The organism is Martelella alba (assembly GCF_006516955.1).
Lineage (GTDB): Bacteria > Pseudomonadota > Alphaproteobacteria > Rhizobiales > Rhizobiaceae > Martelella > Martelella alba.
The window spans coordinates 368,659-394,000 of the sequence record NZ_VHLG01000001.1; the positions used below are offsets into that span (position 1 = coordinate 368,659).

General features: G+C 56.0%; 19 protein-coding genes and 1 pseudogene. 13 read left to right on the forward strand and 7 right to left on the reverse strand.

Translation table 11 applies throughout. The annotated features are described in order from the left end of the window. Positions 1-357: 357 nt before the first annotated feature. The 3 genes from acuR to poxB all read left to right on the forward strand — a co-directional run bounded on the left by acuR (position 358) and on the right by poxB (position 3,925). Complete coding sequence (gene acuR, locus FJU08_RS01720; RefSeq protein WP_141147244.1) at positions 358-1,011, forward strand: acrylate utilization transcriptional regulator AcuR; 654 nt, start codon at positions 358-360, stop codon at positions 1,009-1,011. Next, on the forward strand, positions 1,008-2,000 hold the full coding sequence (acuI, locus tag FJU08_RS01725; RefSeq protein WP_141147245.1) for an acrylyl-CoA reductase (NADPH): 993 nt from the start codon (positions 1,008-1,010) through the stop codon (positions 1,998-2,000). The genes acuR and acuI overlap by 4 nt, the downstream gene beginning before the upstream one ends. 203 nt (positions 2,001-2,203) lie before the next feature. Further along, complete coding sequence (poxB, locus tag FJU08_RS01730; protein WP_141147246.1) at positions 2,204-3,925, forward strand: ubiquinone-dependent pyruvate dehydrogenase; 1,722 nt, start codon at positions 2,204-2,206, stop codon at positions 3,923-3,925. Between the two features lie 88 nt (positions 3,926-4,013). Here the strand turns inward: poxB and FJU08_RS01735 are convergent, their stop codons facing one another. Next, on the reverse strand, positions 4,014-5,072 hold the full coding sequence (locus FJU08_RS01735) for an O-fucosyltransferase family protein (protein ID WP_141147247.1): 1,059 nt from the start codon (positions 5,070-5,072) through the stop codon (positions 4,014-4,016). Between the two features lie 214 nt (positions 5,073-5,286). Continuing rightward, positions 5,287-6,600, reverse strand: coding sequence for a threonine/serine exporter family protein (locus FJU08_RS22950; protein ID WP_210245170.1), 1,314 nt, complete (start codon positions 6,598-6,600; stop codon positions 5,287-5,289). Between the two features lie 440 nt (positions 6,601-7,040). Between FJU08_RS22950 and pstS the strand changes: the two genes are divergently transcribed. From pstS to FJU08_RS01770, 5 genes are all read left to right on the forward strand, one after another. Further along, entirely contained in the window at positions 7,041-8,075 is a 1,035-nt protein-coding gene (gene pstS / locus FJU08_RS01750; protein ID WP_141147248.1) for a phosphate ABC transporter substrate-binding protein PstS, read from the forward strand. 126 nt (positions 8,076-8,201) lie between these two features. Further along, positions 8,202-9,173: a phosphate ABC transporter permease subunit PstC gene (gene pstC / locus FJU08_RS01755; RefSeq protein ID WP_141147249.1), complete on the forward strand. Its 972-nt coding sequence runs from the start codon at positions 8,202-8,204 to the stop codon at positions 9,171-9,173. A gap of 16 nt (positions 9,174-9,189) precedes the next feature. After that, entirely contained in the window at positions 9,190-10,092 is a 903-nt protein-coding gene (gene pstA / locus FJU08_RS01760; RefSeq protein WP_141147250.1) for a phosphate ABC transporter permease PstA, read from the forward strand. A gap of 21 nt (positions 10,093-10,113) precedes the next feature. Continuing rightward, the gene (gene pstB / locus FJU08_RS01765; protein WP_141147251.1) at positions 10,114-10,944 is read left to right on the forward strand and encodes a phosphate ABC transporter ATP-binding protein PstB; all 831 of its coding nucleotides are present in this window, start codon (positions 10,114-10,116) and stop codon (positions 10,942-10,944) included. 251 nt (positions 10,945-11,195) lie between these two features. Next, positions 11,196-11,876 (forward strand): hypothetical protein, encoded by a 681-nt coding sequence (locus tag FJU08_RS01770; protein WP_141147252.1) that lies wholly within the window; start codon positions 11,196-11,198, stop codon positions 11,874-11,876. 34 nt (positions 11,877-11,910) lie between these two features. On the opposite strand, the gene FJU08_RS01775 is transcribed toward FJU08_RS01770, so the two are convergent. Next, complete coding sequence (locus FJU08_RS01775; protein ID WP_141147253.1) at positions 11,911-12,822, reverse strand: pseudouridine-5'-phosphate glycosidase; 912 nt, start codon at positions 12,820-12,822, stop codon at positions 11,911-11,913. Then, the gene (locus FJU08_RS01780) at positions 12,809-13,954 is read right to left on the reverse strand and encodes a carbohydrate kinase (RefSeq protein WP_141147254.1); all 1,146 of its coding nucleotides are present in this window, start codon (positions 13,952-13,954) and stop codon (positions 12,809-12,811) included. The genes FJU08_RS01775 and FJU08_RS01780 overlap by 14 nt, the downstream gene beginning before the upstream one ends. 284 nt (positions 13,955-14,238) lie before the next feature. Here FJU08_RS01780 and FJU08_RS01785 point away from each other — a divergent pair, with 284 nt between their 5' ends. From FJU08_RS01785 to alaS, 4 genes are all read left to right on the forward strand, one after another. Then, positions 14,239-15,453: an NADP-dependent isocitrate dehydrogenase gene (locus tag FJU08_RS01785; protein WP_141147255.1), complete on the forward strand. Its 1,215-nt coding sequence runs from the start codon at positions 14,239-14,241 to the stop codon at positions 15,451-15,453. A gap of 96 nt (positions 15,454-15,549) precedes the next feature. Beyond that, a complete protein-coding gene (locus FJU08_RS01790) occupies positions 15,550-16,164 on the forward strand; it encodes a glutathione S-transferase family protein (RefSeq protein ID WP_141147256.1) in 615 nt (204 codons plus the stop codon). A gap of 460 nt (positions 16,165-16,624) precedes the next feature. After that, the gene (gene recA, locus FJU08_RS01795; RefSeq protein ID WP_141147257.1) at positions 16,625-17,707 is read left to right on the forward strand and encodes a recombinase RecA; all 1,083 of its coding nucleotides are present in this window, start codon (positions 16,625-16,627) and stop codon (positions 17,705-17,707) included. Between the two features lie 168 nt (positions 17,708-17,875). Continuing rightward, positions 17,876-20,527 (forward strand): alanine--tRNA ligase, encoded by a 2,652-nt coding sequence (gene alaS / locus FJU08_RS01800; RefSeq protein WP_141147258.1) that lies wholly within the window; start codon positions 17,876-17,878, stop codon positions 20,525-20,527. Positions 20,528-20,587: 60 nt separating this feature from the next. On the opposite strand, the gene dusA is transcribed toward alaS, so the two are convergent. Further along, entirely contained in the window at positions 20,588-21,601 is a 1,014-nt protein-coding gene (gene dusA, locus FJU08_RS01805; protein ID WP_141147259.1) for a tRNA dihydrouridine(20/20a) synthase DusA, read from the reverse strand. Positions 21,602-22,016: 415 nt separating this feature from the next. On the opposite strand from dusA, the pseudogene FJU08_RS01810 reads away from it, so the two are divergent. Then, a pseudogene (locus FJU08_RS01810) lies at positions 22,017-23,114 on the forward strand (IS3 family transposase). A 145-nt stretch (positions 23,115-23,259) separates the two neighbouring features. Here the strand turns inward: FJU08_RS01810 and FJU08_RS01815 are convergent. After that, on the reverse strand, positions 23,260-24,300 hold the full coding sequence (locus tag FJU08_RS01815; RefSeq protein ID WP_141147260.1) for an acyltransferase family protein: 1,041 nt from the start codon (positions 24,298-24,300) through the stop codon (positions 23,260-23,262). An 18-nt stretch (positions 24,301-24,318) separates the two neighbouring features. Further along, the gene (locus tag FJU08_RS01820) at positions 24,319-25,107 is read right to left on the reverse strand and encodes a GDSL-type esterase/lipase family protein (protein WP_181409716.1); all 789 of its coding nucleotides are present in this window, start codon (positions 25,105-25,107) and stop codon (positions 24,319-24,321) included. Positions 25,108-25,342: the final 235 nt, after the last annotated feature.

A 25,342-nucleotide genomic window follows, 5' to 3' on the forward strand; every position in this document is an offset into this window, starting at 1 on the left:
ATCATTTCCGTCGCTTCTGAACACAACGGGCGAACACGCCCCTTGTAGGCCCCGCAGGCGCGCGGCACTTCGGTGTCGCGCGTCAGACTGCTGACAAAGTTGTTTACATTGCCTGCTTGGGGCGGAACAGCCGCTCCTTCCGTCGTCATCCCCGTGCTCGTCACGGGGATCCAGGTTCTTCATAGCATTGGGCCATTACTAGTGTCTTTCGCCGTGCAGACGCACGTCGGCTGGATGCCTGTGACAAGCACAGGCATGACGTCCGAAAAGGGGGCGCGGTTTCGCAGCAATCTGACGCGCGTTTTCGTGCGTTGTGATCGCCTTGTATTTATAGACTGACTGGTCTATAAAATAGAAATGACCGAGATCGCACCAGTTTCCCCGAAACCGAAACGCGGCCGCCCGCCGCGCGCCGCCGATGATCAGTCGGCGCGCAAGGCCCTGATTAATGCCGGACTGGCACTGTTGACCGAGCGCGGATATGCCGCTGTCGGTCTTGATGAAATCCTGCGCAAGGCCAGCGTGCCGAAGGGCAGCTTCTATTATCACTTCGCCTCCAAGGCGGATTTCGGCCTCACCCTGATTGCCGCCTATCATGACTACATGGCCGCCAAGCTGGATCGCTGGCTGAGCGATGAAACATTGCCGCCGCTGAAGCGCATCCGAGCCTTTGCCAGGGACGCCGAGCAGAGCATGGCCCGTTATGATTTCACCCGCGGCTGCCTCATCGGCAATCTAGGTCCGGAGGCCCCAAGCCTTGTGCCGGAATTTGCCGAACGGCTGAAAGCGGTTCTCACCGCCTGGGAGTCGCGCACCGCCGAATGTCTGGCTCTGGCACAGAAAGAGGGAAGCATTGGCCAGGATCAAAGCATTTCCGATCTTGCGGCCTATTTCTGGATCGGCTGGGAGGGGGCGGTGCTTCGCGCCCGGCTGGAAGGGCATGGCGGACCGCTTCGCCTGTTCATTGAGGGCTTCATGAAACTTGCAACACGGACAGGATCAGACAGATGACCGATGCCATTCTCATCGAGAAATCCGGGGACGGCCAGACCGTCGCCGTAAAGACCATAGACATCCAACCACCGGAAGACGGCGATGTGCTGGTTGACGTCGCTTTTTCGACTCTGAACTACAAGGACGGCCTTGCCATCACCGGCGCCTCACCCGTTGTACGCAGCTTCCCGATGGTGCCAGGCATTGATTTTTCCGGCATTGTCCGCGAAAGCCGCCATCCGGACTTCAAGCCCGGCGATCGTGTCGTGCTCAACGGCTGGAGTGTTGGCGAGAAATATTGGGGCGGCCTTGCCGGTCAGGCGAAGGTGCGTGGTGATTTCCTGGTCAAGCTTCCCGATGCGCTTTCCATGCGTGAGGCGATGGCTATCGGCACTGCGGGGTATACTGCCATGCTGTGCGTCATGGCACTGGAACAGGCTGGAGTGACACCGGATCAGGGCGAGATCGTTATCTCCGGCGCCACTGGCGGCGTTGGCAGCGTCGCCACATCTTTGCTGGCCGGACGCGGCTTCAGCGTTGCAGCCATCACCGGCAGAGCCACGGAAACCGATTATCTCAAACGTCTCGGCGCATCATCCGTGCTGGAACGCGCGGAATTTGAGGGCAAGCCGCGTGCGCTCGCAAAGGAACGCTTTGCCGGGGGCGTCGATGTGGTCGGCGGCGTGGTGCTTGCCAATATTCTGTCGATGATCCGCTATCGCGGCACGGTCGCTGCCTGCGGCCTTGCCGGCAGCATGGATCTGCCGGCAAGCGTCGCGCCCTTCATCCTGCGCGGTGTCACGCTCAGAGGTGTCGACAGCGTGATGTGCCCGTTGGATGAGCGCATTCAGGCCTGGACCCGCCTTGCTGACGAGCTTAATCGCGATGCGCTTGACGCGCTGACAACGGAGCTTGCCTTCGATCAGGTCATCAAGACGGCACCACTTTTCCTTCAGGGCAAGGTGCGTGGCCGGATCGTCGTCCCTGTCAATCCCCGGCTTGAATAAATGCCGTCAAAACAGCGATCCATCTTGATAATTTTGCAAGACCGCCAGTCTTTTACCAGCTACGGTTCATTGCTACCTTGAATATCAACGCCGCCGGGTGCACCGGCGGTGCCTCAACCCGCAAGGGTCCGACCCCCTCGCATAGCGCCCCACCCCGTAGCTGCGGAACGTTACAGGCGCGACTAATCTGAAGGGAATTGAATATGGCGGAAAGCATTGCCCATTACATCGCGCGCTATCTCGGCGAAGCCGGCATTGAGCGCATCTGGGGCGTGACGGGCGACTCGCTCAATGGCCTGAGCGACAGCATCGGACGGCTGAAAACGCTTGAATGGGTCGGCACGCGGCACGAGGAAGCAGCAGCCTTTGCAGCGGGCGCCGAGGCTCAGCTGACCGGAAAGCTCGCTGTCTGCGCAGGCTCCTGCGGACCAGGTAACCTGCACCTGATCAACGGCCTTTATGACTGCAATCGCAACCATGTTCCGGTTCTGGCGATTGCCGCTCATATTCCCTCCTCCGAAATCGGATCCGGCTATTTCCAGGAAACCCATCCTCAGGAAATCTTCCGCGAATGCAGCGTTTACTGCGAACTGATCTCCACGCCTGACCAGATGCCACGCGTCCTTGAAGTCGCCATGCGCACGGCGATTGCCAAGAAGGGCGTCGCCGTTATCGTCCTGCCGGGCGATGTTGCGCTGAAAGCCATGCCTGAAGACACACCGATCCGCTGGAATACACCGAAACAGCCGGTGATGATGCCGCAGGAAAGCGATGTCGCGGAACTCGCCAAAATGCTGAATGCAGCCGGCAAGGTGACGCTGCTGTGCGGTGCGGGCTGCGCCGGCGCCCGCACGGAACTGCTCGAGCTCGCGGGAACTCTTCAGTCACCGATCGTGCATGCGCTGCGCGGCAAGGAATTCGTCGAATATGACAATCCCTATGATGTCGGCATGACCGGGTTGATCGGCTTCTCGTCGGGTTATCATGCGATGGAATCGGCTGATATGCTGCTGGTGCTCGGCTCCTCCTTCCCCTATCGCGCCTTTTATCCCGACAAGGCCAAGATCGCCCAGATCGACAACCGCGCAGAGGCGCTTGGCGCGCATACGCAGGTTGATCTCGGCATTCAGGCCGACGTTGCAGCAACGATCTCGGCACTGCTGCCGAAGCTGAAGGGCAATCGCAGCGGCTCGTTCCTCACGGAGGCAAAGAAACACTACGCCAAGAGCCGCAAGGCGCTGGACGATCTTGCCACCGATGACGGACCAAAGGGCCAGATCCACCCGCAATATGTCGCACGCCTTCTCTCCGAGAAAGCCAGTGATGATGCCGTGTTCACCTGCGATGTCGGTACGCCCTCCGTCTGGGCCGCACGCTATGTCGCCATGAATGGCAAGCGTCGGCTGATCGGCTCCTTCAACCACGGCTCAATGGCCAATGCGCTGTCGCAGGGTATCGGCGCCCAGGCCCTCGACAAGAAGCGTCAGGTGATCGCCATGTGCGGCGATGGCGGCTTTTCCATGCTGATGGGCGACATCCTGACTGTGACACAGTCGAACCTGCCGCTGAAAATGGTGGTGTTCCACAACCGCTCGCTCGGCTTTGTCGCCATGGAAATGAAGGCTGGCGGCTATATTTCCGACTCAACGGACCTTTCCAGCCCCGATTTTGCCAAAGTGGCGGAAGCCGCCGGCATGAAGGGTATCAAGGTCGAAGACGCAAAGGCCCTGCCCGCCGCCATCGACGAAATGCTGGCAACACCCGGCCCGGTGCTGCTTGATGTGATGACGGCAAAACAGGAACTCGTCATGCCGCCGCAGATCACGCTCGAACATGCCAAGGGCTTCAGCCTCTACATGATGCGGGCGATCCTGAACGGCCGTGGCGACGAACTGGTGGAACTGACCAAGACCAACTGGCGTTGAAGCAGGCGCGATCTGATCGCGCCAGTTCAGCCCTTGAGGCTTCAGCGAGAAAACAGCTGCCCCCGGCCATTTCCGGGGGCATTCTGTGTCACTGATCCTGTCTCGCGGCTTTTGCGATTCGACGTGCCACGCGTCGTGAGTGCGATCTGGTGGAGCGATCCCTGACCTCCCGGTAGAGTTCTATGGCCAAGGCCCGCATGTTGTAGCGCGGTCGCGCAGCACGCTGAGCCAGAAACGCGGCGTAAAGATCAGCCGATCCGCCCTCCAGCAATTTCGCGATCAGCGCCGGCTGCAACCTCAGCCCTTCGGCCAGTTGGGAAAAACCCGAAAAGCACCCGAGACTGCGCCCCCGACTGCCGAGCAGCCGTGAATAATAGAGCCGGCGACTGCAAGCCATGGCCATCAGGTCTGTCGTAGTCGCGAGATTGCGTTTTAGACCCGACGCCTCCCGTATGCCATGCAGCGGCTGCCCCCCATTGTCTGGAACATCGAAAAGCGTGATGATGGACGTGGCACCGACAAGTAAATCCGGCGCCTCTTTCTGCACGTTGTAACTGTCTGTGCATAATAGGACGTTGCGCCCGCGAAGACAGGGTGCGATCCGTCGCAACAAGGCGCGGTAGTCAGTCTGGTAGTCGCTGTGACGCACATGGACTGCATCATAATCCGGCCCCAGCATCAAAAGCCTGCCAAGAATATGATCGGCTACATCGCGGACAAAGCGAACTCGATGCAGCAGTCTGAGCGAATCATAACCGCCGCCCCATTGTTCCGAAACCAGAAGCCGTTCCGGATAGTCCTGGTTCAGTTCGAAACGGACCGGGATCCCCCCCTCATCCGTAACGAAGTACCGCGCCTGACAATGGACGCCATAATCTTTCAAACGTCCGGCAATTTCATGGGGAAAAACATCGGGAATGCCATCAAGCTCTGACACCATCCGATCCGTCCATCGACGCAGTCGCACACCAAAATTCGGCAGCGGCTCGAAGAAGCGATGGAAATCACAGTTCCAGCCGCTACGCAACATATCGATGACAAAGCTGCGCCCATAGCGCGCGGCATATCCACGGCTTTGCTCAATCTGAACCAACAGATCATTCAGCCCGCCGCGCGGACGAACGAGAACATATTTTTCAGTCCGCATCCCAAAGCCCCGCTCAACTGTCCGCCCTGCGGACCCGCAGACCGGGCTTCATCAAGGCACAAGGCGACGGCAGGCATTCGATAGATGCAAATCGCAACGGAAGGCAAAAATATTTTACTTATAAAACCAAGACAGATTCCGCAGCTTTCTCTTTATGGACGATGAAGACGCCGGGGAAACAGGCATTCACAAAAGCTCAATCTGGCACAAAAGCTCAATCTGGAAAATCAGGACGACGGAACAGCGAGGAGACCATCGTCAGACCGGCACCGATGGCACCGACGGTGAAGATCACCTGAAGCCCGGCGCTTGTGGTCGAGGCCAGCATGGCATTCAGCTGGTCAAGGGGCTGTACTGTCATCTCCAGCAAGCCGATGATCCAGTGTGCAGCAGCGCTGCCCGGTACCATGGGAATGCAGCCTGCAACGGCAATTGCGTTGCCGACACGGCGAACCGGAAACGGCGTATTATAGGAAATCTCCACCGCGAATGCGACCGCCACAGCCGCCCCGAAAGAGGCCGCCTCAAGCGGCCAGCCGTGATGCATGCAGAAGGTTTTGACCGCAAGCGCAAGCCCACCGGCAATGGCCGACCAGCCGAGATTGCGCCAGCCGAAATTGAACAAGACCCCGAAGCCCGCCGCAGCAACGGCGCCAAAAAATGTCTGGTGCAGGACCGAATGGAAGGGCTTGGTCGCATCCTCCATGCCACCGCCAAGTGCTATATGGGCAGCGCCGACACCAACGGTAATGAAAAGGAGGATCATCGTCACGGTTACAAAGCGTGCCGAGCCAAGCGTTGGAAAGCCCTCCATGATATCGGTCTGCGCATTCATTGACGGGACGCCGGGCACCAGCATCAGCACGGCAGCACTCATCGAGGTATCAATCATGCTCGAACCGAGCAGCGTCGCACCGATCCCTGACAGAACTGCCGCAGCAAAGGCAACGAAGGCCGTGACGACAAAGGCGTTGAAATGCCGCTCTATCATCATCAGCCGGATATACTGCCCGACCATGCTGGCGATCAGTGTCGGCACAAAAGCTGCCCAGTCTGCTCCCAGCAGGCGTCCGAAGGCCGCGCAGGCAAGACCGGCGGCAAAGACATTGAACCATTTGGCATGCTTGCCAGTGGTCATGGTAATCTCTTTGAAGCGGCCAAGCACCTCTTCCACCGTCATGCCGCCACGCCCCACCAGCGAACAGACTTCACGAACAGCGTGGTTGATGCGCATATTGACGCCGTGATGACCAACGCCAAGCATATGTGTACTGGTACAGACGCCATCTCCGACGGTGACCGCGATAGAGGCGAATCCGACCCGGACATGCACACTGCGCACCCCAAGCCCCTCGGCCACCTTCTGCACGCCCGCCCGCACAACGCTTGACTTGGCGCCAGTTTCCATCAAAAGCCGCCCCGCCTCCAGCGCGGTCATGGCAACTTTTTCCAGAACACGTTGCCTGATCACGACCGGGTCGCGCGGGTGCAATTCATCATCATTGTCGGTTATCTGTGTGTCGGTCAAAATCTTTGCCTCGGAAATCAACGGAAACGGGCTTTGCGGCCGGCATGTCATTTATGGAATAATACTATAGTCTGATGACGCCGGCTGCCATGCGCAAAATCAAGGCAAAAACACGAAGCGCCTTCCGCAGTGCAAAATTTGGGGTCCCAGAGCGAAAAAATCACGCAGGGCGCACTGTCATCTTCGACCATTCATGCCACGCAGCCGTCACACTTCGCAAGGCCGCAGCACAGCCCGGATAAAACCGCCAGTGGCATTCCATGTGATTTATACTCGCAGTCGGTATCTATATGACAGTTTTATGACAGTATTTTGAAGCTTATATAAAATGAGATGACACAAAAACGACATTTATGAATTTTTTACAACATAGCTATTCTTGATACACTTTCATTGTTATAGGGGTCCCGTTTTCAACAAAACCTCAAAAGGGCTATCTGATGAAAATCGGACATTTCTACAAGGGCGCGAAGATTGCAGCTGTTGCCGCCGCCATGATCGTTTCCGGCACTGTTGCTCAGGCTGCCGACGCGCAGCTGACGGGTTCGGGCGCTTCCTTCCCCTTCCCGCTCTATTCGGCCTGGTTTAAGGATTTCGCCGCAAAGTCGGGTATCGAAGTCAATTACCAGTCGAAGGGCTCGGGCGCTGGCATCGAAGACTTCACCAATCACGTTGTTGACTTCGCCGCTTCCGACGCCGCGATGTCCGACGACGAGATCGCCAAGATCGACGGTGGCGCCATTCTCCTGCCGATGACGGCTGGTGAGATCGTTCTCGCCTACAATCTTGATGGCGTTACCGAACTGAAGCTGTCACGCGACGTTTACTCGAAGATCTTCCTCGGCGAGATCACCAAGTGGAACGACCCGGCAATCGCCGCCATCAACGAAGGCGTTGATCTTCCCGACGAAGACATCACCGTTGTTGTTCGCTCCGACTCCTCGGGCACCAACTTCAACTTCACCAACCACATGGCTGCCATTTCCGACGACTTCAAGACGAAGGTCGGCGCTGGCAAGACCGTTTCCTGGCCGAACGCTTCGAACTTCGTCGCAGCACCGGGCAATGACGGCATCACCGCCACCATCAAGCAGACCCCCGGCGCGATCGGCTATATCGAATATGGCTACGCCCAGCAGACCAAGACACCTTATGCCGAACTGGAAAACCAGGCTGGCAACTACGTCAAGGCTGGCCCGGAAGCCGGTGCGGCTGCCCTCGCTTCGGCTGAATTTGATAGCGCCAACCGCGCCTTCATCGTCGATCCGGCTGGCGCAGACTCCTACCCGATCGCAACCTTCACCTGGCTGCTTCTCTACAAGCAGGGCCAGGATCCGGCCAAGGTCGACGCCATCAAGCAGATGGTTGAATACGGCCTGACCACCGGCCAGACCATGTCGGACGCTCTCGGCTACATTCCGCTTCCGGAAAATGTTGTTGAGCTCGACCGCACGTCGTTGGCCGAAATCAAGTAAGTTATGCTAATCTGAAGAGGCCGGGGCGGAAGTTGAATTTTCGCCCCGGTCTTTGTGCCTGAAATCAATCAACCAAAGATTGTCAGATCGTGAGCAGCACGCACGATCATTTCAAGGAGCCCCTTGATGGCCGCCAAGCCGCACTCCGTTGCGATGCATGACCACAGCGTCTCTCGCCCGCCTACTGCCTTCGAATATGGTATGGACAGGTCCTTCCGCTTCCTGACCTTTGCCGCAGGCATCCTGACGGTTCTGCTGATCGTCTACATCTTCTGGAAAATCGGCGGACAGGCTGCGCCAGCGATGCGCAATTACGGCCTGCAGTTCCTCACCAGTGTCGAGTGGAATGCCAATACCAACCAGTATGGTATTCTCGCTGAAATCTGGGGCACGCTTTATTCCTCGCTTCTGGCGCTGTTCTTCGGTGGCATTCTCGGTGTCGCCGTAGCCATCTTCCTGACGCAGGGCTTTCTGCATCCGCGACTGGCCTATGTCTTCCGCCTGATCGTCGAGATGCTGGCAGCCATTCCATCGGTCGTCTTCGGCCTTTGGGGCATCTATGTGCTGATCCCAGCGATCCGCCCGCTCGCCAAGTGGCTGCATGAAACCATGCCCTTCATCCCGTTCTTCTCAACGAATTTCAATGGTTTCAGCCTGTTGCCTGCCGTGATCGTTCTGTCGATCATGGTGCTGCCGACAATCGCTGCCATCTCGCAGGATGCCTTCAAGGCCATTCCGCTGAAGGTGCAGGAAGCCGCCTACGGCATGGGCACGACCAAGTGGGAAGCCATCCGCAAGGTGATGCTGCCGACGGCGTCGAGCGGCATTTTCGCTTCGCTGGTTCTGGGCTTCGGCCGCGCGCTGGGCGAAACCATGGCCCTGGCGCTTTTGATCGGTAACCGCCAGATCGTTTCGCTGTCGCTGTTCTCGCCGGCAACCACGCTTGCCTCGCTGCTTGCCTCAACCTTCCCGGAGGCAGGTGAAATCCAGAAGCAGGCCCTGATGTATGCGGCCATCGTGCTGTTGGTCATCACCATGGCCGTCAACATCATCGGTACGCTGATCATGTCGCGCACCGCACGCCAGTCCGTGACGTGATTTTCCGGAGATCGCTATGAGCACCTACGACCAGACATCGCTGGAAAATCCGGAAGTCGCCGCTCTCGGCCCCAGCCTGAAATTCTCATTCGCCAACCGGCGGACTATGTCCAACTTCATCCAGACCGTGATCCTGTGGCTCCTGGCGCTGATCGCAGCTGTTCCGCTGATCTCGGTTCTGTGGATGCTGATCAGCCGCGGTGGCGCCCGGTTGAGCCTTGCACTTTTCACCGAACTTCCCCCTGCTCCCATGGAACAGGGTGGCGGCATCGGCAATGCCATTGTCGGCACGCTGATCATGGTGGCGATCGGTGCGCTGATCTCCATTCCCGTCGGCGTGCTCGGCGGCATCTATACCGGCATGATTGCGCCGCGCAGCAGGCTTTCCACCGCCGTGCGCTTTATCGGCAAGGTTCTGACCGGTTTTCCGTCCATTCTCGCCGGTCTATTCGTCTATGCCTGGATGGTTGTGGAAATGAAAACCTACTCGGCCATTGCCGGCGGTCTTTCGCTGTCGATCCTGATGCTGCCGACGGTGCTGCTGACGGCCGAACAGGCCTTTTTGATGGTGCCGCAGCGGATGAAGGATGCGGCCTATGGAATGGGGTGCAATCCGACGCAGGTCGCACTCAAAATTGTTTTGCCTACGGCACTGCCAGGTGTTATGACCGGTGTAATGTTGGCTGTGGCCAGAGCGTCGGGTGAATCCGCACCGATCCTCTTTACAGCAGCCTTTTCCAGCTACTGGCTTAACAGCCTGACGGAGCCCACTGCATCGTTGTCGATCCTGATCTACAACTTTACGAAGCTGCCCTATGAAAACCAGATCCAACTCGCATGGTCCGCATCGCTCGTACTGGTTCTCATTGTACTGGTGTTCAACATTCTCAGCCGCTCCTTCGGTGGACGGCGCGTTTAACGGAAACTAGGGTCTGAAAAGATGACTGCGACAATGGAAATGAACAGCTTCTCCGAACAAACCTTCGCTGACGACGATTCGAAGGTTGCCATCGGAGCCAAGATCGAAAAGATCTTCTATGGCGACTTCCTTGCCGTCCGGGACGCGAATGTCGATATTGAAAAGGGCAAGATCACCGGCTTCATCGGCCCGTCGGGCTGCGGCAAGTCGACGGTGCTGCGCAGCCTCAACCGCATGAACGATCTGATCCCGAGCTTCCATCTGGAAGGCACCGTGCAGTTTCTCGGTCAGGACGTTTACGGCAAGGAAGTGGATCCGGTCGTGGTTCGCCGCCATATCGGCATGGTGTTCCAGCAGCCGAACCCCTTCTCGATGAGCATTTTCGAGAATGTCGCCTTCGGACTGCGTCTCAACGGCTACAAGGGTGATATCGCCGAGCGCGTTCAGGCCGCTCTTGAGCGCGCCGCGCTGTGGAAGGAAGTCAAGGACAAGCTGAAGCAGAATGGCCTGTCGCTTTCCGGCGGCCAGCAGCAGCGTCTGTGCATTGCCCGTGCGATTGCCACCCAGCCGACCGTTCTTCTGATGGACGAGCCCTGCTCGGCTCTTGATCCGATTGCCACGCGTCAGATCGAAGAGCTGATGATCGAGCTCAAGCATGATTACACGGTCGCCATCGTTACCCACAACATGCAGCAGGCAATCCGTGTTGCCGACAAGACGGCCTTTTTCTCGGTCGAAATGTCGGCTGGCGGACGTACTGGCTACCTCGTCGAACTGGGTGAAACCAAGCAGCTCTTCGAAAACCCGAAGGAAACGCTGACCAAGGAATATCTGGCTGGCGAATTCAGCTGATCCAGCAAGACCCTACACGTAATATTCCAGACGGGGCGGCGCTTGAATTCAGGTGCCGCCCTTCTCGCAACCGCGACAAACTGACCTTGCCTGGCACAGAATGCTGTGCGAAAACAGGCCTCCGCAGCCAGACAGGATCCTGTGCTGTGCAAGAGCACCACTGAGCGTGCTGCGCGCTGCCGGCCGCGACAAAGACGACGCAAGCTTTAAGTTCGTATCGTTTCACCATCTGGGTTGAGAAAGGCCCGTGAATGTTTCAGCACCGCCTCGACCTTAAGAAGATCGAAGAAAAGCTGCGCGAGACCCAGCGGCGGTTTGATGAAATCAACACGCATCTGACCATGCGGCGCGATGGCATGCCCGACAGCGTCGTGGAGCGGATGATGGAAGGCTATGCCTATGTCGACAGCCTGCTCGTGCGCCGGGCCGACATTCTCCGTCTGGGCGAACTGCACCACCTGCTGGAACTCAACCATCTTGTTCTATGTGGCTCCGACGCCGCACGACGCGCAGAATTTGCCAACCATCTGAAGCAGACGGAAGAGCATTTCTACGATCGTCAGGTCGGCGATGTCGGCGGATTGATCGAATGGTATGACCGCCACAAGGGCAAGCCGGTGCGTAAGCGCGCTGCCGGGTTCTATGTTCGCGCGCTGAGCCGGCCGCAGCTTTTCATCGAAGGCAATCACCGCACCGGGGCTCTGATGATGAGCTATATCCTCGGTCGCGAGGGCAAGCCGCCTTTCGTGCTGACACCCGAAAATGCCGAGGCCTATTTCAACCCGTCAACGCTGGCACGCGACGCGCACAAGGCCTCGATCGACGAGCTGGTCAAGATCCCCAAACTCAAGCGCTATTTCGCCAATTTCCTCAAGGAAACCGAAGATCCCGCGCTGGTCTGCGCCCCTGAAGCGCTGGCCGTGGCATCCTGAGGGGCGCCACGGCCTTTTTCGTTGAGCCGGCCGGTTATCGTTTCCCGGCCGCGGCAATGCGGGCAGCAAGAGCGGCGTTATTCTTCACCAGCGCAATATTGGCGATGAGGCTCTTTCCTTCGGAAAGCTCATTGATGCGGGCAAGAAGATAGGGCGTAACATCTTTCTGGCCGATCCCCTTCTCCACGACTTCGGCAACAGCCTTTTCAATCGTTCCGCTGATGAATTCATTGGTCAGCGCATCACCGGCCGGCACAGGATTGGCAATCAGAATGCCGGTTCCGGTATCGAGGCTGTCATGAAATGCCATCGCATCGGCGATCTCTTCTGCGCTGTCGAGCCGATGATCGGCCTTGTGACCGCTCTCGCGGGTGAAGAACGCAGGAAATTCATCGGTACCATAGGCGATCACCGGAACGCGCTGGGTTTCCAGATATTCAAGCGTCTTGGCGATATCGAGGATTGATTTCACGCCGGCACAGACAACAGTCACCGCCGTGCGGCCGAGTTCGGTCAAGTCCGCTGAAATATCGAATGTCTGTTCGGCGCCGCGATGCACGCCGCCGACGCCACCGGTCGCAAAAATGCCGATACCGGCAAGAGCGGCAATCTTCATGGTCGCCGAAACGGTCGTCCCCGCCGTCTCACCACGTACCATGGCGACAGCGAGATCGCGGCCGGATGCCTTGACGACATTGTCGGCCTTCGCCAGCATTTCAAGAGCCGCCCGGTCAAGACCGGCATGCAGCTTGCCGTCGATCACCGCGATCGTTGCCGGTACGGCGCCGTTTGCCCGCACCACCTCTTCCACGGCAAGCGCCGTTTCCAGGTTTGCCGGATAGGGCATGCCATGAGTGATGATGGTGGATTCCAATGCCACGACGGGCTTGCCGTCTGCCAATGCGGCTTCAAGCTCTGCTCCGAGGATGATTTCAGCCTTTGCCAATCTCTGTCTCCAATTCCGTTGAAATCTTTTCAAGCCTTGCAAGGTTTTCCGCCACAAAGCCTTCGCAGAGCGCGGGATGCACGCTCTTTTCCGTTTCCGTTGTCAGGCAACCGATCAAGGCGCCGCGTCGCGCGGACGCCACCAGATCGTCACTGGTCGAATAAAAATGCAGCGTGCCGGCAATCATGGCGTCTCCGGCGCCGGTCATATCGACAGGACAGGCCGGAACGACAGGCACCATGGCCGTTGCCGTTTGCATGGCCACCGCCATGCCCAGCACCCCGCAGGAGAGCACCACTTCGCCTGCGCCCGCAGCCCGCAGCGCTTCCGCTGCCACACGCATGCCGTCACAATCGCGGCTGAATGAGCGGCCAAGGCAGGCACCCGCCTCATCGAGGTTCATGAACAAGAGATCAATGCCAGTCAGATCTTTCGGCAGCTTCGCCACCTTGGGTGTTGATACCGCGTCAACCGCCAGCCGGAAGCGCGATTGCTGCCGCCGTTCGATCAGCCAGGCCAACGTTTCCGCCGGCAGATTGCAATCGGCAAAGACCCAGCGCGCCGCCGCAATCGACGGCCAGGCCCGCTCAAGAAGCGCTGGCGTCAGCTGGTCGAAAATCGCCATATCGGCAATGCCGAAAGCCAGATCACCCGATGGCTCCAACACGGCGACATATTCCGCCGTCGTTGCACCGCCAAGCGTGAAAACCCCGGCGACATCAACACGGTGTTCTCGCAAATCATGAATGAGCTGATGACCGCCCTCATCCTCGCCAACCGCGGAAATAAAACCCGTGGCCGCACCAAGCCGGGCAAGATTTTCGGCCACATTGCGCGCAACACCGCCGAAGGAACGCAGGCTGGAAGCGGGATTTGAGGTGCCGGCAATCAGCGCCTCGCTCGACAGGTATTTGCGGTCGATCACCGCGCCGCCGATGGCAATCACACGATCCTCAGGCGCAACGACATAACCGCGCCCGAGAATATAGCCCTTCTCCATCAGCCGGACGACATGCGCCGCCACCGCCGAGCGCGACAGGCCCAGCGCATCGGCTATCTGCTGCTGACCGGCAAAGGGATTATCCCGAATGATGCGCAGAACCTGAATTTCCTGATCCCTGAGATCGCTCATGTCGAGACATCCATCGCTTGATTACAAAGTGATCATAACAACAGTTATTCAAATAACAATAGTTTTGTCCGATCAGCGGCAATCCGCTTATTTAAACCGATTGAGTTCAACGGCCCCTCGGAAGCAGAATGGATATGCGTCAACAGGCGGCAGGTTAATGATGCAATTTCGCCAAAGTTTACGCGGGAAGCGCCTTTTTTCCTTGGCAGCGCGATGCTATAGCCCACAAGACTTTTTTATGAAGCAAGGGCCCCTTTGCGGTCCGGTATAGACGAGGATGAATAATGACGAAGATCAAGGTGGCTAACCCGGTCGTCGATCTTGATGGCGACGAGATGACCCGCATCATCTGGCAGTTCATCAAGGAAAAGCTGATTTTCCCCTATCTCGATCTGCCGATCGAATATTACGACCTGTCGGTTGAAAACCGCGACGCCACTGATGACCAGGTCACCGTTGATGCTGCCAACGCCATCAAGAAGCATGGCGTCGGCATCAAATGCGCCACCATCACCCCCGACGAGGCCCGCGTTGAGGAATTCAGCCTGAAGAAGATGTGGAAGAGCCCGAACGGCACGATCCGCAACATTCTCGGCGGCGTTATCTTCCGCGAACCGATCATCATGCAGAATGTCCCGCGTCTCGTTCCGGGCTGGACCCAGCCGATCATCGTCGGCCGTCACGCTTTCGGTGATCAGTACCGCGCCACCGATTTCAAGTTCCCGGGCAAGGGCAAGCTCTCGATCAAGTTCGTCGGCGACGATGGCACCACGATCGAACATGACGTCTATGACGCACCGTCTGCCGGCGTCGCCATGGCCATGTACAACCGTGACGATTCGATCCGCGATTTCGCCCGCGCCTCGTTCAACTACGCGCTTCAGCGCGGCGTTCCCTGCTATCTGTCGACCAAGAACACCATCCTGAAGGCCTATGACGGCCGCTTCAAGGATCTGTTCCAGGAAGTCTTCGACGCCGAGTTCAAGACCAAGTTCGAAGAAAAGAAGATCTGGTACGAACACCGCCTGATCGACGACATGGTCGCCTCGGCGCTCAAGTGGTCCGGTGGTTATGTCTGGGCCTGCAAGAATTATGACGGCGACGTTCAGTCCGACATCGTTGCCCAGGGTTTTGGCTCGCTCGGCCTGATGACCTCGGTTCTGATGACACCGGATGGCCAGACGGTAGAAGCCGAAGCCGCCCACGGCACGGTGACCCGTCACTATCGCCAGCATCAGAAGGGTCAGGAAACCTCGACCAACTCGATCGCCTCGATCTTCGCCTGGACCCGTGGTCTCGCCCATCGCGCCAAGCTGGACGACAATGCCGATCTGGCCAAGTTCGCCGAAACGCTGGAAAAGGTCTGCATCGACACCGTCGAAAGCGGCTTCATGACCAAGGATCTGGCGCTGCTCATCGGCCCCGACCAGCCCTGGCTCTCCACCACGGCGTTCCTCGACAAGATCGACGAAAACCTGAAGAAGGCGATGGCCGCCTGATTTCAGCGCCGAATCTTTATAGATAATCAGAAAGCCCGGCCTTGTTCCGGGCTTTCTTTTTGGTCATCACAGATGAAACCAACCGGGAGGGAAGCAATGACAGACCTGACCTTTTTCACCAATCCGCAGTCGCGCGGGCGGATCGCAAGATGGATGCTTGAGGAAACGGGCGTCGATTACGATACCGAAACCCTCACCTATGGCGGCACGATGAAGGCACCGGAATATCTGGCACTCAACCCCATGGGCAAGGTTCCGGCGATCCGCCACAACGGCAGGATGATCACCGAATGTGCGGCCATCTGCGCCTATCTTGCCGAGACCTTCCCGGTGGCCGAACTGGCGCCGCGCCCTGAAGAACGCGCCGACTATTACCGCTGGATGTTTTTCGCCGCCGGACCGCTTGAAACCGCCGTCTCCAACAGAGCTCTTGGTATAGAAATCCCTCGGGAGCGCGAGCGCATGGTCGGCTATGGCACCTATGCTCAGGTCATGAACACAGTTGAGACAGCCCTTGCCGGGAAGACTTATATTACCGGCAGCCGGTTCACGGCCGCCGACGTCTATTTTGGCGCACAGATTACCTGGGGCCTGCAATTCGGCACGATCGAAAACCGGCCCGGCCTTGCCGACTATGTCGCACGGCTTTCGCAGCGCCCTGCCCTCAAACGGGCCACCGCAATGGACGATGCCGCTGCGGCGGCCATGTAGCAGGCGCAACAGCCTGCTACGGTTTCAACGGCACACAGATTTCTGTCAAGAGATCTGTCGGCGGAACGTCGCGCGGCGTGTTGAGACAGATCTCGAAAGCTGAGCGGTCAACCGATCGAGACGGTCACCATAAACTTGAAACTTCGGCTGCTCGCTCATCTTGAGATGCTCCCTGTCGACAAGGCCCACGACAGCAAAAAGCGTTTTGCAAATCTTGCGGTACCGGGCGCAACAGCGCCAGACGACAGATTCGCCAGATCAAGGCACATTCAACCGCTGCTGGCGCGTGAAACACTATTTACCCACAATCGAGAAACCTCCAAAACAAAAACAGAACACAAATTGATATATCTTTGTTTTTCAATATGTTAAATAGACTTGCCAAATGAGAACAAAAAGTGTACGAATATCTCATGAAGGCGGACCGCCTAGGCGACGGCGGCAACAAGGGATAAGATCGATGGCAGACAATACTCTCCGACTCGTCGAGGAAAAATCAGTGAACAAGAGCAAGGCGCTGGAAGCAGCACTTTCGCAGATCGAACGCTCGTTCGGCAAGGGCTCCATCATGAAGCTCGGTGCCCAGGACAGCGTGGTCGAAATCGAAACGGTGTCGACGGGTTCGCTCGGCCTCGATATCGCGCTCGGCATTGGTGGTCTGCCCAAAGGCCGCATCATCGAAATTTATGGTCCTGAAAGCTCGGGCAAGACGACGCTGGCTCTGCAGACCGTCGCCGAAGCCCAGAAGAAGGGTGGCGTTTGCGGCTTTATCGATGCTGAACACGCGCTGGATCCTGTCTATGCCCGCAAGCTCGGCGTCAATCTGCACGACCTGCTGATTTCCCAGCCCGACACCGGCGAGCAGGCACTTGAAATTGTTGACACGCTGGTGCGCTCCGGTGCGCTGGATGTGATCGTCATCGATTCGGTGGCGGCGCTGACGCCGCGCGCCGAAATCGAGGGCGAGATGGGCGACAGCCTTCCGGGCATGCAGGCTCGTCTGATGAGCCAGGCCCTGCGCAAGCTGACGGCATCGATCTCGCGTTCCAACTGCATGGTCATCTTCATCAATCAGATCCGCATGAAGATCGGCGTCATGTTCGGCTCGCCCGAAACCACGACAGGCGGCAATGCGCTGAAATTCTACGCCTCTGTACGCCTCGATATCCGCCGCATCGGTTCGGTCAAGGATCGTGATGAGGTGATCGGCAACCAGACCCGCGTCAAGGTCGTCAAGAACAAGATGGCACCGCCTTTCAAACAGGTCGAATTCGACATCATGTATGGCGAGGGCGTCTCTAAAATGGGTGAGCTGGTCGATCTTGGCGTCAAGGCTGGCATTGTCGAGAAGTCTGGCTCCTGGTTCTCCTATAACAGCCAGCGCCTCGGCCAGGGCCGCGAAAATGCGAAGACATTCCTGCGTGAAAATCCGCCGGTTGCCGAGGAAATCGAACTGGCGCTGCGCCAGAATGCCGGTCTGATCTCCGAAGGTCTTCTGCAAAGCGACGACAGCGACGAGGCAACGGGCACCTCTGAGGATTAATGGTCCCGACTGCCCTACCGGGTCCAATTCGGCATCTCATCCACAATCTATCAGGCGGCGGCGGCAATCTCACATTGGCGCCGCCCTTGTTTTTCTGGACAGGCAGCAGTCGCACCGCTAAAAGCCTGTTGTTCTATGGGCAGTTCGATAACAGAGGCGTGACACAGTATGAGTGGCATGAGTGACATCCGGTCGACCTTTCTCGACTATTTCAAGCGCAACGGACATGAGGTCGTCTCCTCCAGTCCGCTTGTGCCGCATAATGACCCGACCCTGATGTTCACCAATGCCGGCATGGTGCAGTTCAAGAATGTCTTCACCGGCATGGAACACCGCCCCTATTCGCGGGCAACGACAGCGCAAAAATGCGTGCGTGCAGGCGGCAAGCACAATGATCTCGACAATGTCGGCTATACAGCGCGCCACCACACTTTTTTTGAAATGCTCGGCAACTTTTCCTTTGGCGACTATTTCAAGGAACAGGCGATCACCCATGCCTGGGAGCTGGTAACCAAGGACTTTGCCCTGCCCAAGGACAAGCTGTGGATCACTGTCTACCCGACCGATGAAGAGGCCTATAATCTCTGGAAGAAGATTTCCGGCATGCCCGATGAACGGATCGTCCGCCATGAGGACAATCTGTGGGCCATGGGCCCTGTCGGACCATGCGGCTTCTGCTCGGAAATCTTCTATGATCAGGGCGAAAAGCTTTTCGGTGGACCGCCCGGTTCTGCAGAAGAGGATGGTGACCGCTTCCTGGAATTCTGGAACCTTGTCTTCATGCAGTTCGAGCAGATCGACGAGGAGACCCGCGTTGATCTGCCCAATCCGTCGATTGACACCGGCATGGGCCTGGAGCGTATGACTGCCATTCTCCAGGGCGTCGGCAGCAATTACGAGATCGATCTGTTCAAGACGCTGATCAATGCCTCGGTTGAACTCACCGGCGTCAAGGCCGAGGGCGAAAGGCAGGCCAGCCATCGTGTTATCGCCGATCACCTGCGCTCATCGGCCTTTCTGATTGCCGATGGCGTTCTGCCGTCGAACGAAGGCCGCGGCTATGTCCTGCGCCGCATCATGCGCCGGGCCATGCGCCATGCCGAGCTTCTGGGCGCGCGCGAGCCGATCATTTACCGCCTCCTGCCGGTTCTGGTTCAGGAAATGGGCCGCGCCTATCCTGAACTTCAGCGTGCCGAAGCGCTGATTTCCGAGACGCTGAAGCTTGAGGAAACCCGATTCCGCAAGACGCTTGAGCGCGGTCTTACGCTGCTCGACGACGCCTCCGGCCACTTGAGCAAGGGCGACAGCCTGGACGGCGAAACAGCCTTCAAGCTTTACGACACCTATGGCTTTCCGCTCGATCTGACCCAGGATGCTCTGCGCAATCGCGGCATCGGCGTCGATCTTTCCGGCTTTAACGACGCCATGCAGCGTCAGAAAGCCGAAGCGCGCGCCCACTGGGCGGGTTCTGGCGACAAGGCAACCGAGCAGATCTGGTTCGAACTGCGTGAGAAATTCGGCGCCAGCGAGTTCCTCGGCTATGACACCGAAAAGGCAGAAGGCGTCGTGCTGGCGCTGGTGAAGGATGGCGCTGCCGTTTCGAAAGCAACTGCCGGCGATGAGATTGCGGTCATCGTCAACCAGACGCCTTTCTACGGCGAATCCGGTGGCCAGATGGGCGATACCGGCATGATCAGCCTTGACGGTGGACGTCTGGTTATCACCGATACGCAGAAGAAAAATGATGGCCTGTTCATTCATTTCGGCCATGTCGAGACGGGTGAAATTGCCGTTGACGAGCCGGTTGTTCTGGAGGTTGACCATAAGCGCCGCGGGCGTCTCAGGGCCAACCATTCGGCAACCCACCTGATCCACGAAGCGCTCCGCGAAATCCTCGGAACACACGTAGCCCAGAAGGGTTCGCTGGTTGCACCTGAACGGCTTCGTTTCGACGTTTCGCATCCCAAGCCGATATCGGCCGAGGAGCTGGAGCAGGTCGAGGATATGGCCAACGAGATTGTTCTGCAGAACGCGCCAGTGACGACCCGTCTCCTCGGTGTTGAAGAGGCAATCGCCGAAGGCGCCATGGCGCTGTTCGGCGAGAAGTATGGCGATGAGGTGCGCGTCGTATCCATGGGAACGGCGACGGAAGGCGAAAAGGCCGGCAAGACCTATTCGCTGGAACTGTGCGGCGGCACCCATGTCCGCGCCACCGGCGAGATCGGCCTGATCAGGATCGTCGGCGAGAGCGCGGTCGGCTCGGGCGTGCGCCGGATCGAGGCTCTGACCGGTATCGACGCCCGCCATTACCTCAACGATCAGGATGTCAAGATGAAGTCACTTGCCGCGACGCTGAAGGTCGGCGCGGATGAAGTGGCCCACCGCGTCGAGAACCTGATCGAAGAACGCAAGAAGCTGGAGCGCGAGCTGGCGGACGCCCGAAAAACGCTGGCCCTCGGCGGCAGCGGCGGCACAGCGGAAGGCCCGGAAATGATCGGATCGTTCAAGCTGATCGCTAAGATTCTGACAGGCGTGTCCGCACGGGACCTCAAAGGTCTGGCCGATACAGCAAAGAAGGATCAGACTGATTTCGTTGTCGCCTTCATCGCTGTCGATGAAGAAGGCAAGGCCAGTATCGTCGTTTCGCTTAGCAGCGACTTGACGGACCGTTATTCAGCCGTCGACCTCGTCCGGCTTGCCGCTTCCGAAGTTGGCGGCAAGGGTGGCGGCGGCCGTCCCGATATGGCACAGGCCGGAGGCCCGGATGGCGACAAGGCAGAGGCTGCGCTTGCGGCTATTCGCAAAGCCCTGGAAGGCTGAGTTTCCGTTTCCACGAAAATAGCAGGCGCCGCGGCCATAACCGCGGCGCTTGTTTTGATTTCAGACCCGTGCTTCGGCGGACAAAACCGCATCGAATGCTTCGGCGATAACCGTACTGGTGGCCTCGGGACGGGTTGCTTCAACAGACAGGATCTGGCGATAACGCCGGGCGCCATCCATACCGGAAAACAGCCCGATCATATGTCGCGTGACCTGGCCCAGCCTGCCTCCGTCAGCAAGATGCCGGTCGGCATAGGCCATCATCCGGTCCCTCAGCATGATGTCGCTCAAGGCTTCAGACGTATCGCCAAACAAAGCCGCATCGACCCCGCCCAGCACGGATGGTGTCTGATAGGCTGCCCGTCCCAGCATCACCCCGTCAACATGGGCAAGATGCTGCTTCGCCGCCTGAAGATCGGCGATCCCGCCATTGATCCCGATGAAGATTTCCGGGTGGCGCTCTTTCATCGCGTAGACGAGCGGATAGTCAAGTGGCGGTATGGTGCGATTTTCCTTCGGGCTCAGCCCCTTTAACCAGGCCATCCGCGCATGAACCCACAGCGCATCCGCCCCTGCCCCCACCATGCGCTCGACAAAATCAGGAAGCACCGATTCAGGATTCTGATCATCCACCCCGATGCGGCATTTTACAGTGACCGGCACATTGACCGCCTGCTTCATCGCCGCAACAGCAGTTTCGACTACGCCCGGTGTCAGCATCAAACAGGCACCAAATGTGCCGGACTGGACCCGATCCGAAGGACAGCCGACATTCAGGTTGATTTCGTCATAGCCGAAGGCCTCACCGATCCGTGCGGCCTCTGCCAGCTTTTCAGGATCAGAACCACCCAGCTGAAGAACAACAGGATGCTCAACCGGATCGAACCGAAGAAGCTGCGCACGCCGCCCATGTAAAATCGCATCGGCGACAATCATTTCCGTATAGACCTGACCGTGCCGCATTAGCTGCCGATGAAAGAAACGGCAATGACGGTCCGTCCAATCGATCATGGGCGCCACGGCAAAACGGCGGCTTTCAGAAAGATTGAATTTGTTATCTTTTTGGTCGTTCATGCCCATCCCAATTTAGGATTTAATGCCTATTTTAGGCCTTCTCGCACCATTTCCAAACTGGAAATACTACATCTTAGCATCTGAAGGAAAACGTATAGCAACGATGGGAACCATAATCGCACGAAATAGCGCAAAAGTGGCGCCATATACAGATCAGATCCGCATAAATCGGAAGGGTGTAACAGTCCATGCCCATGACAGACATAAGCTTTTCGGCCTTTCCAACCAAACGACAGGAGGATGTTACGCGGATAGCACCGCAGGATCCCGATGAAGCAAACAGCAGGATTCTCGTCCGCAATATGAAAAACCGGGCCAGAAGATATGGCAATCACACATGGTTCGGTAATCCTTCCCCCATGTCAGGGGCTTCAAAAATAGAATTTTCTCGGCGAGATGCTTGAGGAGACTTTTGATGAAGAAGAGCCGATTTAGCGAAACCCAGATCATAGCCGTGTTGCGACAGGCGGAAGGTGGTATGCCCGTGCCTGACCTTTGCAGGGAACATGGCATCAGCACCGCCAGTTTTTACAAATCGCGTGCGAAGCATGGCGGCATGGACGCCTCGATGATGAGCCAGATGAAGGCACTTGAGGACGGTGAAGCGGAAAAGCAAATGATCCGGTGAGCCATTTGCCCGCCGAACGACGACTGAAGCGGATGTATGCGGATTTGAGCATGCAGGCTGATCTGCGGAAGGAGGCCCTCGGAAAAAAATGAAACGGCCATCCCAACGCCGGGCGCTGACCGTCGAAGCATTGGGGCAAGGCGGTGTGAGCATCGCGCTTTCATGCAGGACGTTTGGCGTCAGCGAGACCTGTTATCGGTATAGCCCTCAACGCAATGCCGACAATGAAAAGATCGCCGATCTTTTGCTTGGGCTCGTGCAGGTGAAGAAGACGTGGGGTTTCGGCCTTTGCTTTCTGCATCTGCGCAATGTTCAGGGGCATCGCTGGAACCACAAACGCGTCTACCGCATTTACCGTGAGCTTGAACTGAACCTCAGGATCGAGCCCAGGCGGCGGCTGAAGCGGGAGAAGCCGGAAGCGCTGGCGGTGCCAGATGCGCCGAACGTGGTCTGGTCGATGGACTTCATGGCGGATCGTCTGGCAGACGGCTGCCGATTCAGGCTCCTGAACGTGTTGGACGACGTCAACCGCGAAGGCCTGGGCATCGAAGTAGACTTCTCGCTGCCGGCCGAACGGGTCGTGCGCAGTCTCAACCAGATCATCGAATGGCAGGGCAAGCCGCTGGCGATCAGGGGGGGGGATAATGGGACGAAACCCAGGGAAACGTATTGAATTACATCCAGCCCGGCACGCCTCAGCAGAACGCCTATGTCGAGCGCTACAAGCGAATGGCTCGGCATGAATGGCTTGATTTGTATATTTTGGGCAGCAGAACAGAGGTGCAGGAGATCGCCACCGAGTGGCTTTGGACATATGACCACGAACGGCCCAACATGGGCATTGGCGGCATCACACCTGCTCAGAAACTGAAAATGGCCGCGTGAATTCTACCGCTGGCCCCCGTCAAAATGGGAAGTATTACCCCAGGCCGGAATGTGGCACCCAGAGCGGTGACTACGAACAGAAACGTGATACCCGCCGCCGACGAAAAAATGAGAGCCGTATTGACGGATTACAGAAGGCGTCGAATTAGGCTGCTGTCGTTATTGGTCTGACTGCATTCCTTTTCAATATTCTAGTAAGCGGCTTTTCAATATAATAGTGAACAAATACACCAGAAACAATAGAACCGAAGAGTGCGCTCAGCAGGAAAATGCAAAACTGCAGAGCACCATCCAAGGGCATATGTTTAAACAATAAATAGAAAAAAGCGAGAAAAACGCCGTGGCAAAGATAAATCGAATAACTTGCATTTCCCAATTCATACATCACACGCGAAGGCCTGCTCCTGAGGCGCTCCTCAATTGAAAGGCCACCTATAACCACACCCGCAGCGCACAGAGGATCAATTATCGCCTTAAATTCTTTTCCAATAATGTACTGGAATGATAATAATAACAAAAAGCAAATTGGACCAAGTGGAAATAAAGAAGGTGAAATTTTACCACTTAAATAAATCCTGCATATAATCATCCCAGCCAAGAACTCAACCAATAGTGGAGACGTGTATGTTATAAACAAAGGGTTTGAAAAATCAAAAATCAAACCCATTGAGATCAAAAGCACAATAACCGTCATAACAAAGTGATAAGGATTTTTAATAAACAACCCAAATGCAAATATTAAATAGAAAAAAATCTCGAAATTTAGCGTCCATCCAGGCACCAAAACTGGCCATACATGTCCTGGGTGATCAAGGCTAAATGCCGGAACAAAAAACATTGATTTAATTAGAAACAATAAATGATCTATATTAAAAATATGATCCCGTAGAGTCGTCCCCAGGAAAATAATTAATGTAAAAATCCAGTACAACGGCACCAATCTATTTATTCTGCTTTTAATAAACTCTATTGGTCTCTTATTTAATGAAGTAAAATACATTACAAATCCAGATATTACAAAGAAAATATCAACACCTTTCGCCCCCGCACCAAACCATTCAATGGGATTAAACAGCCAAGGTTGTGGACCTCTGGCGTGATGAAATACCACTATAATAGCTGCGATTGCTCGCAAATACTGAATTGAAATTAATTCATTTTTTCGAATAACATTATTGTTTAACATCTTACACGATCCGCCATCTCAATTTTCGAATTTTTCGATATTAATCTTAAGTAATTTAGAAAAATATTCATATGCTATAGGCTGAAAGTGCAAGTTGTCATTTTTATAGAAATAACATGATCGAGAAACAAAACACGCAGGGCGATTTTCTGTTTTAGGCTCAGCTCTTTGATTACAGCTTATTCCCATATCATCTATCTGTACCCAATGGATACTTTTCTGTTTATTAGACCAGTCCTCCAAAGACTTATTTATTTCCTGACGGTCTTCTTCAAAATCAAAATATTCAGCACCTCTTGGAGGAATCGAAAATAAGAATATACTTGCACTCGGCCAATAACTGTGAATTTTGGCAACAAGAAACTTAATTCCAGCTGATATTGCGCAAGTTTCTGTACTTTTATCATTAAAATTATTCGTGCCTATTAACAATGCTATCGTTGATGGATTGACTAAATTTCTGTCGAAATCATCTAACCTCCAAAGAACATTTTGAATCCTATCCCACCCCACACTAAGATTGACTACCGATTTCCCTAAAATTTCTTCGGCCAAATTCTCATTCCAAGCTTCAAAAATGGAATCCCCAATAATCAGAATATCTGCATCATTGAATTTTGTTGGTCGCTTATCATTCCATATTTTTAAAGATGAGGCATATTGCGGAGGTGTCGGGCTAGATACAATCGATAAAGAAATCTCGTCACAGGACTCTGAGAATGCCTTTATGTCCAATTGAGTCTGAGCCAAAATCACTCCTGGAAAGAAGATATAAAACAATGCGATAAAACTAAAAATTATCTTCATTTGCAGCACCTTAATGATTTTCAATCATCGTCATATTCTGTTTAATTTCCCTCGATCACCTAAACGAAACAGAGCAAGTGACGTCTTTAATTTTATTAAGTTTTGAAATCATGCTTCATATATTCCTCAAATTTAGTGTAATTAAAAATCAAACAACGATCAACAGGTAATCCTCCCGGTCAATAAGGGGCTTCAAAAGTAGAATTTTCTCGGCAAGATGCTTGAGGAGACTTTT

Coding starts and splice junctions, on each gene's coding strand:
- FJU08_RS01735 (WP_141147247.1), bottom strand. CDS start 5,072: ATGCGGACTGAAAAATATGTTCTCGTTCGTCCGCGCGGCGGGCTGAAT.
- poxB (WP_141147246.1), top strand. CDS start 2,204: ATGGCGGAAAGCATTGCCCATTACATCGCGCGCTATCTCGGCGAAGCC.
- recA (WP_141147257.1), top strand. CDS start 16,625: ATGGCAGACAATACTCTCCGACTCGTCGAGGAAAAATCAGTGAACAAG.
- FJU08_RS01790 (WP_141147256.1), top strand. CDS start 15,550: ATGACAGACCTGACCTTTTTCACCAATCCGCAGTCGCGCGGGCGGATC.
- acuR (WP_141147244.1), top strand. CDS start 358: ATGACCGAGATCGCACCAGTTTCCCCGAAACCGAAACGCGGCCGCCCG.
- FJU08_RS01770 (WP_141147252.1), top strand. CDS start 11,196: ATGTTTCAGCACCGCCTCGACCTTAAGAAGATCGAAGAAAAGCTGCGC.
- FJU08_RS01820 (WP_181409716.1), bottom strand. CDS start 25,107: ATGAAGATAATTTTTAGTTTTATCGCATTGTTTTATATCTTCTTTCCA.
- FJU08_RS01780 (WP_141147254.1), bottom strand. CDS start 13,954: ATGAGCGATCTCAGGGATCAGGAAATTCAGGTTCTGCGCATCATTCGG.
- FJU08_RS01815 (WP_141147260.1), bottom strand. CDS start 24,300: ATGTTAAACAATAATGTTATTCGAAAAAATGAATTAATTTCAATTCAG.
- FJU08_RS01785 (WP_141147255.1), top strand. CDS start 14,239: ATGACGAAGATCAAGGTGGCTAACCCGGTCGTCGATCTTGATGGCGAC.
- pstB (WP_141147251.1), top strand. CDS start 10,114: ATGACTGCGACAATGGAAATGAACAGCTTCTCCGAACAAACCTTCGCT.
- pstA (WP_141147250.1), top strand. CDS start 9,190: ATGAGCACCTACGACCAGACATCGCTGGAAAATCCGGAAGTCGCCGCT.
- pstS (WP_141147248.1), top strand. CDS start 7,041: ATGAAAATCGGACATTTCTACAAGGGCGCGAAGATTGCAGCTGTTGCC.
- pstC (WP_141147249.1), top strand. CDS start 8,202: ATGGCCGCCAAGCCGCACTCCGTTGCGATGCATGACCACAGCGTCTCT.
- acuI (WP_141147245.1), top strand. CDS start 1,008: ATGACCGATGCCATTCTCATCGAGAAATCCGGGGACGGCCAGACCGTC.
- dusA (WP_141147259.1), bottom strand. CDS start 21,601: ATGAACGACCAAAAAGATAACAAATTCAATCTTTCTGAAAGCCGCCGT.
- alaS (WP_141147258.1), top strand. CDS start 17,876: ATGAGTGGCATGAGTGACATCCGGTCGACCTTTCTCGACTATTTCAAG.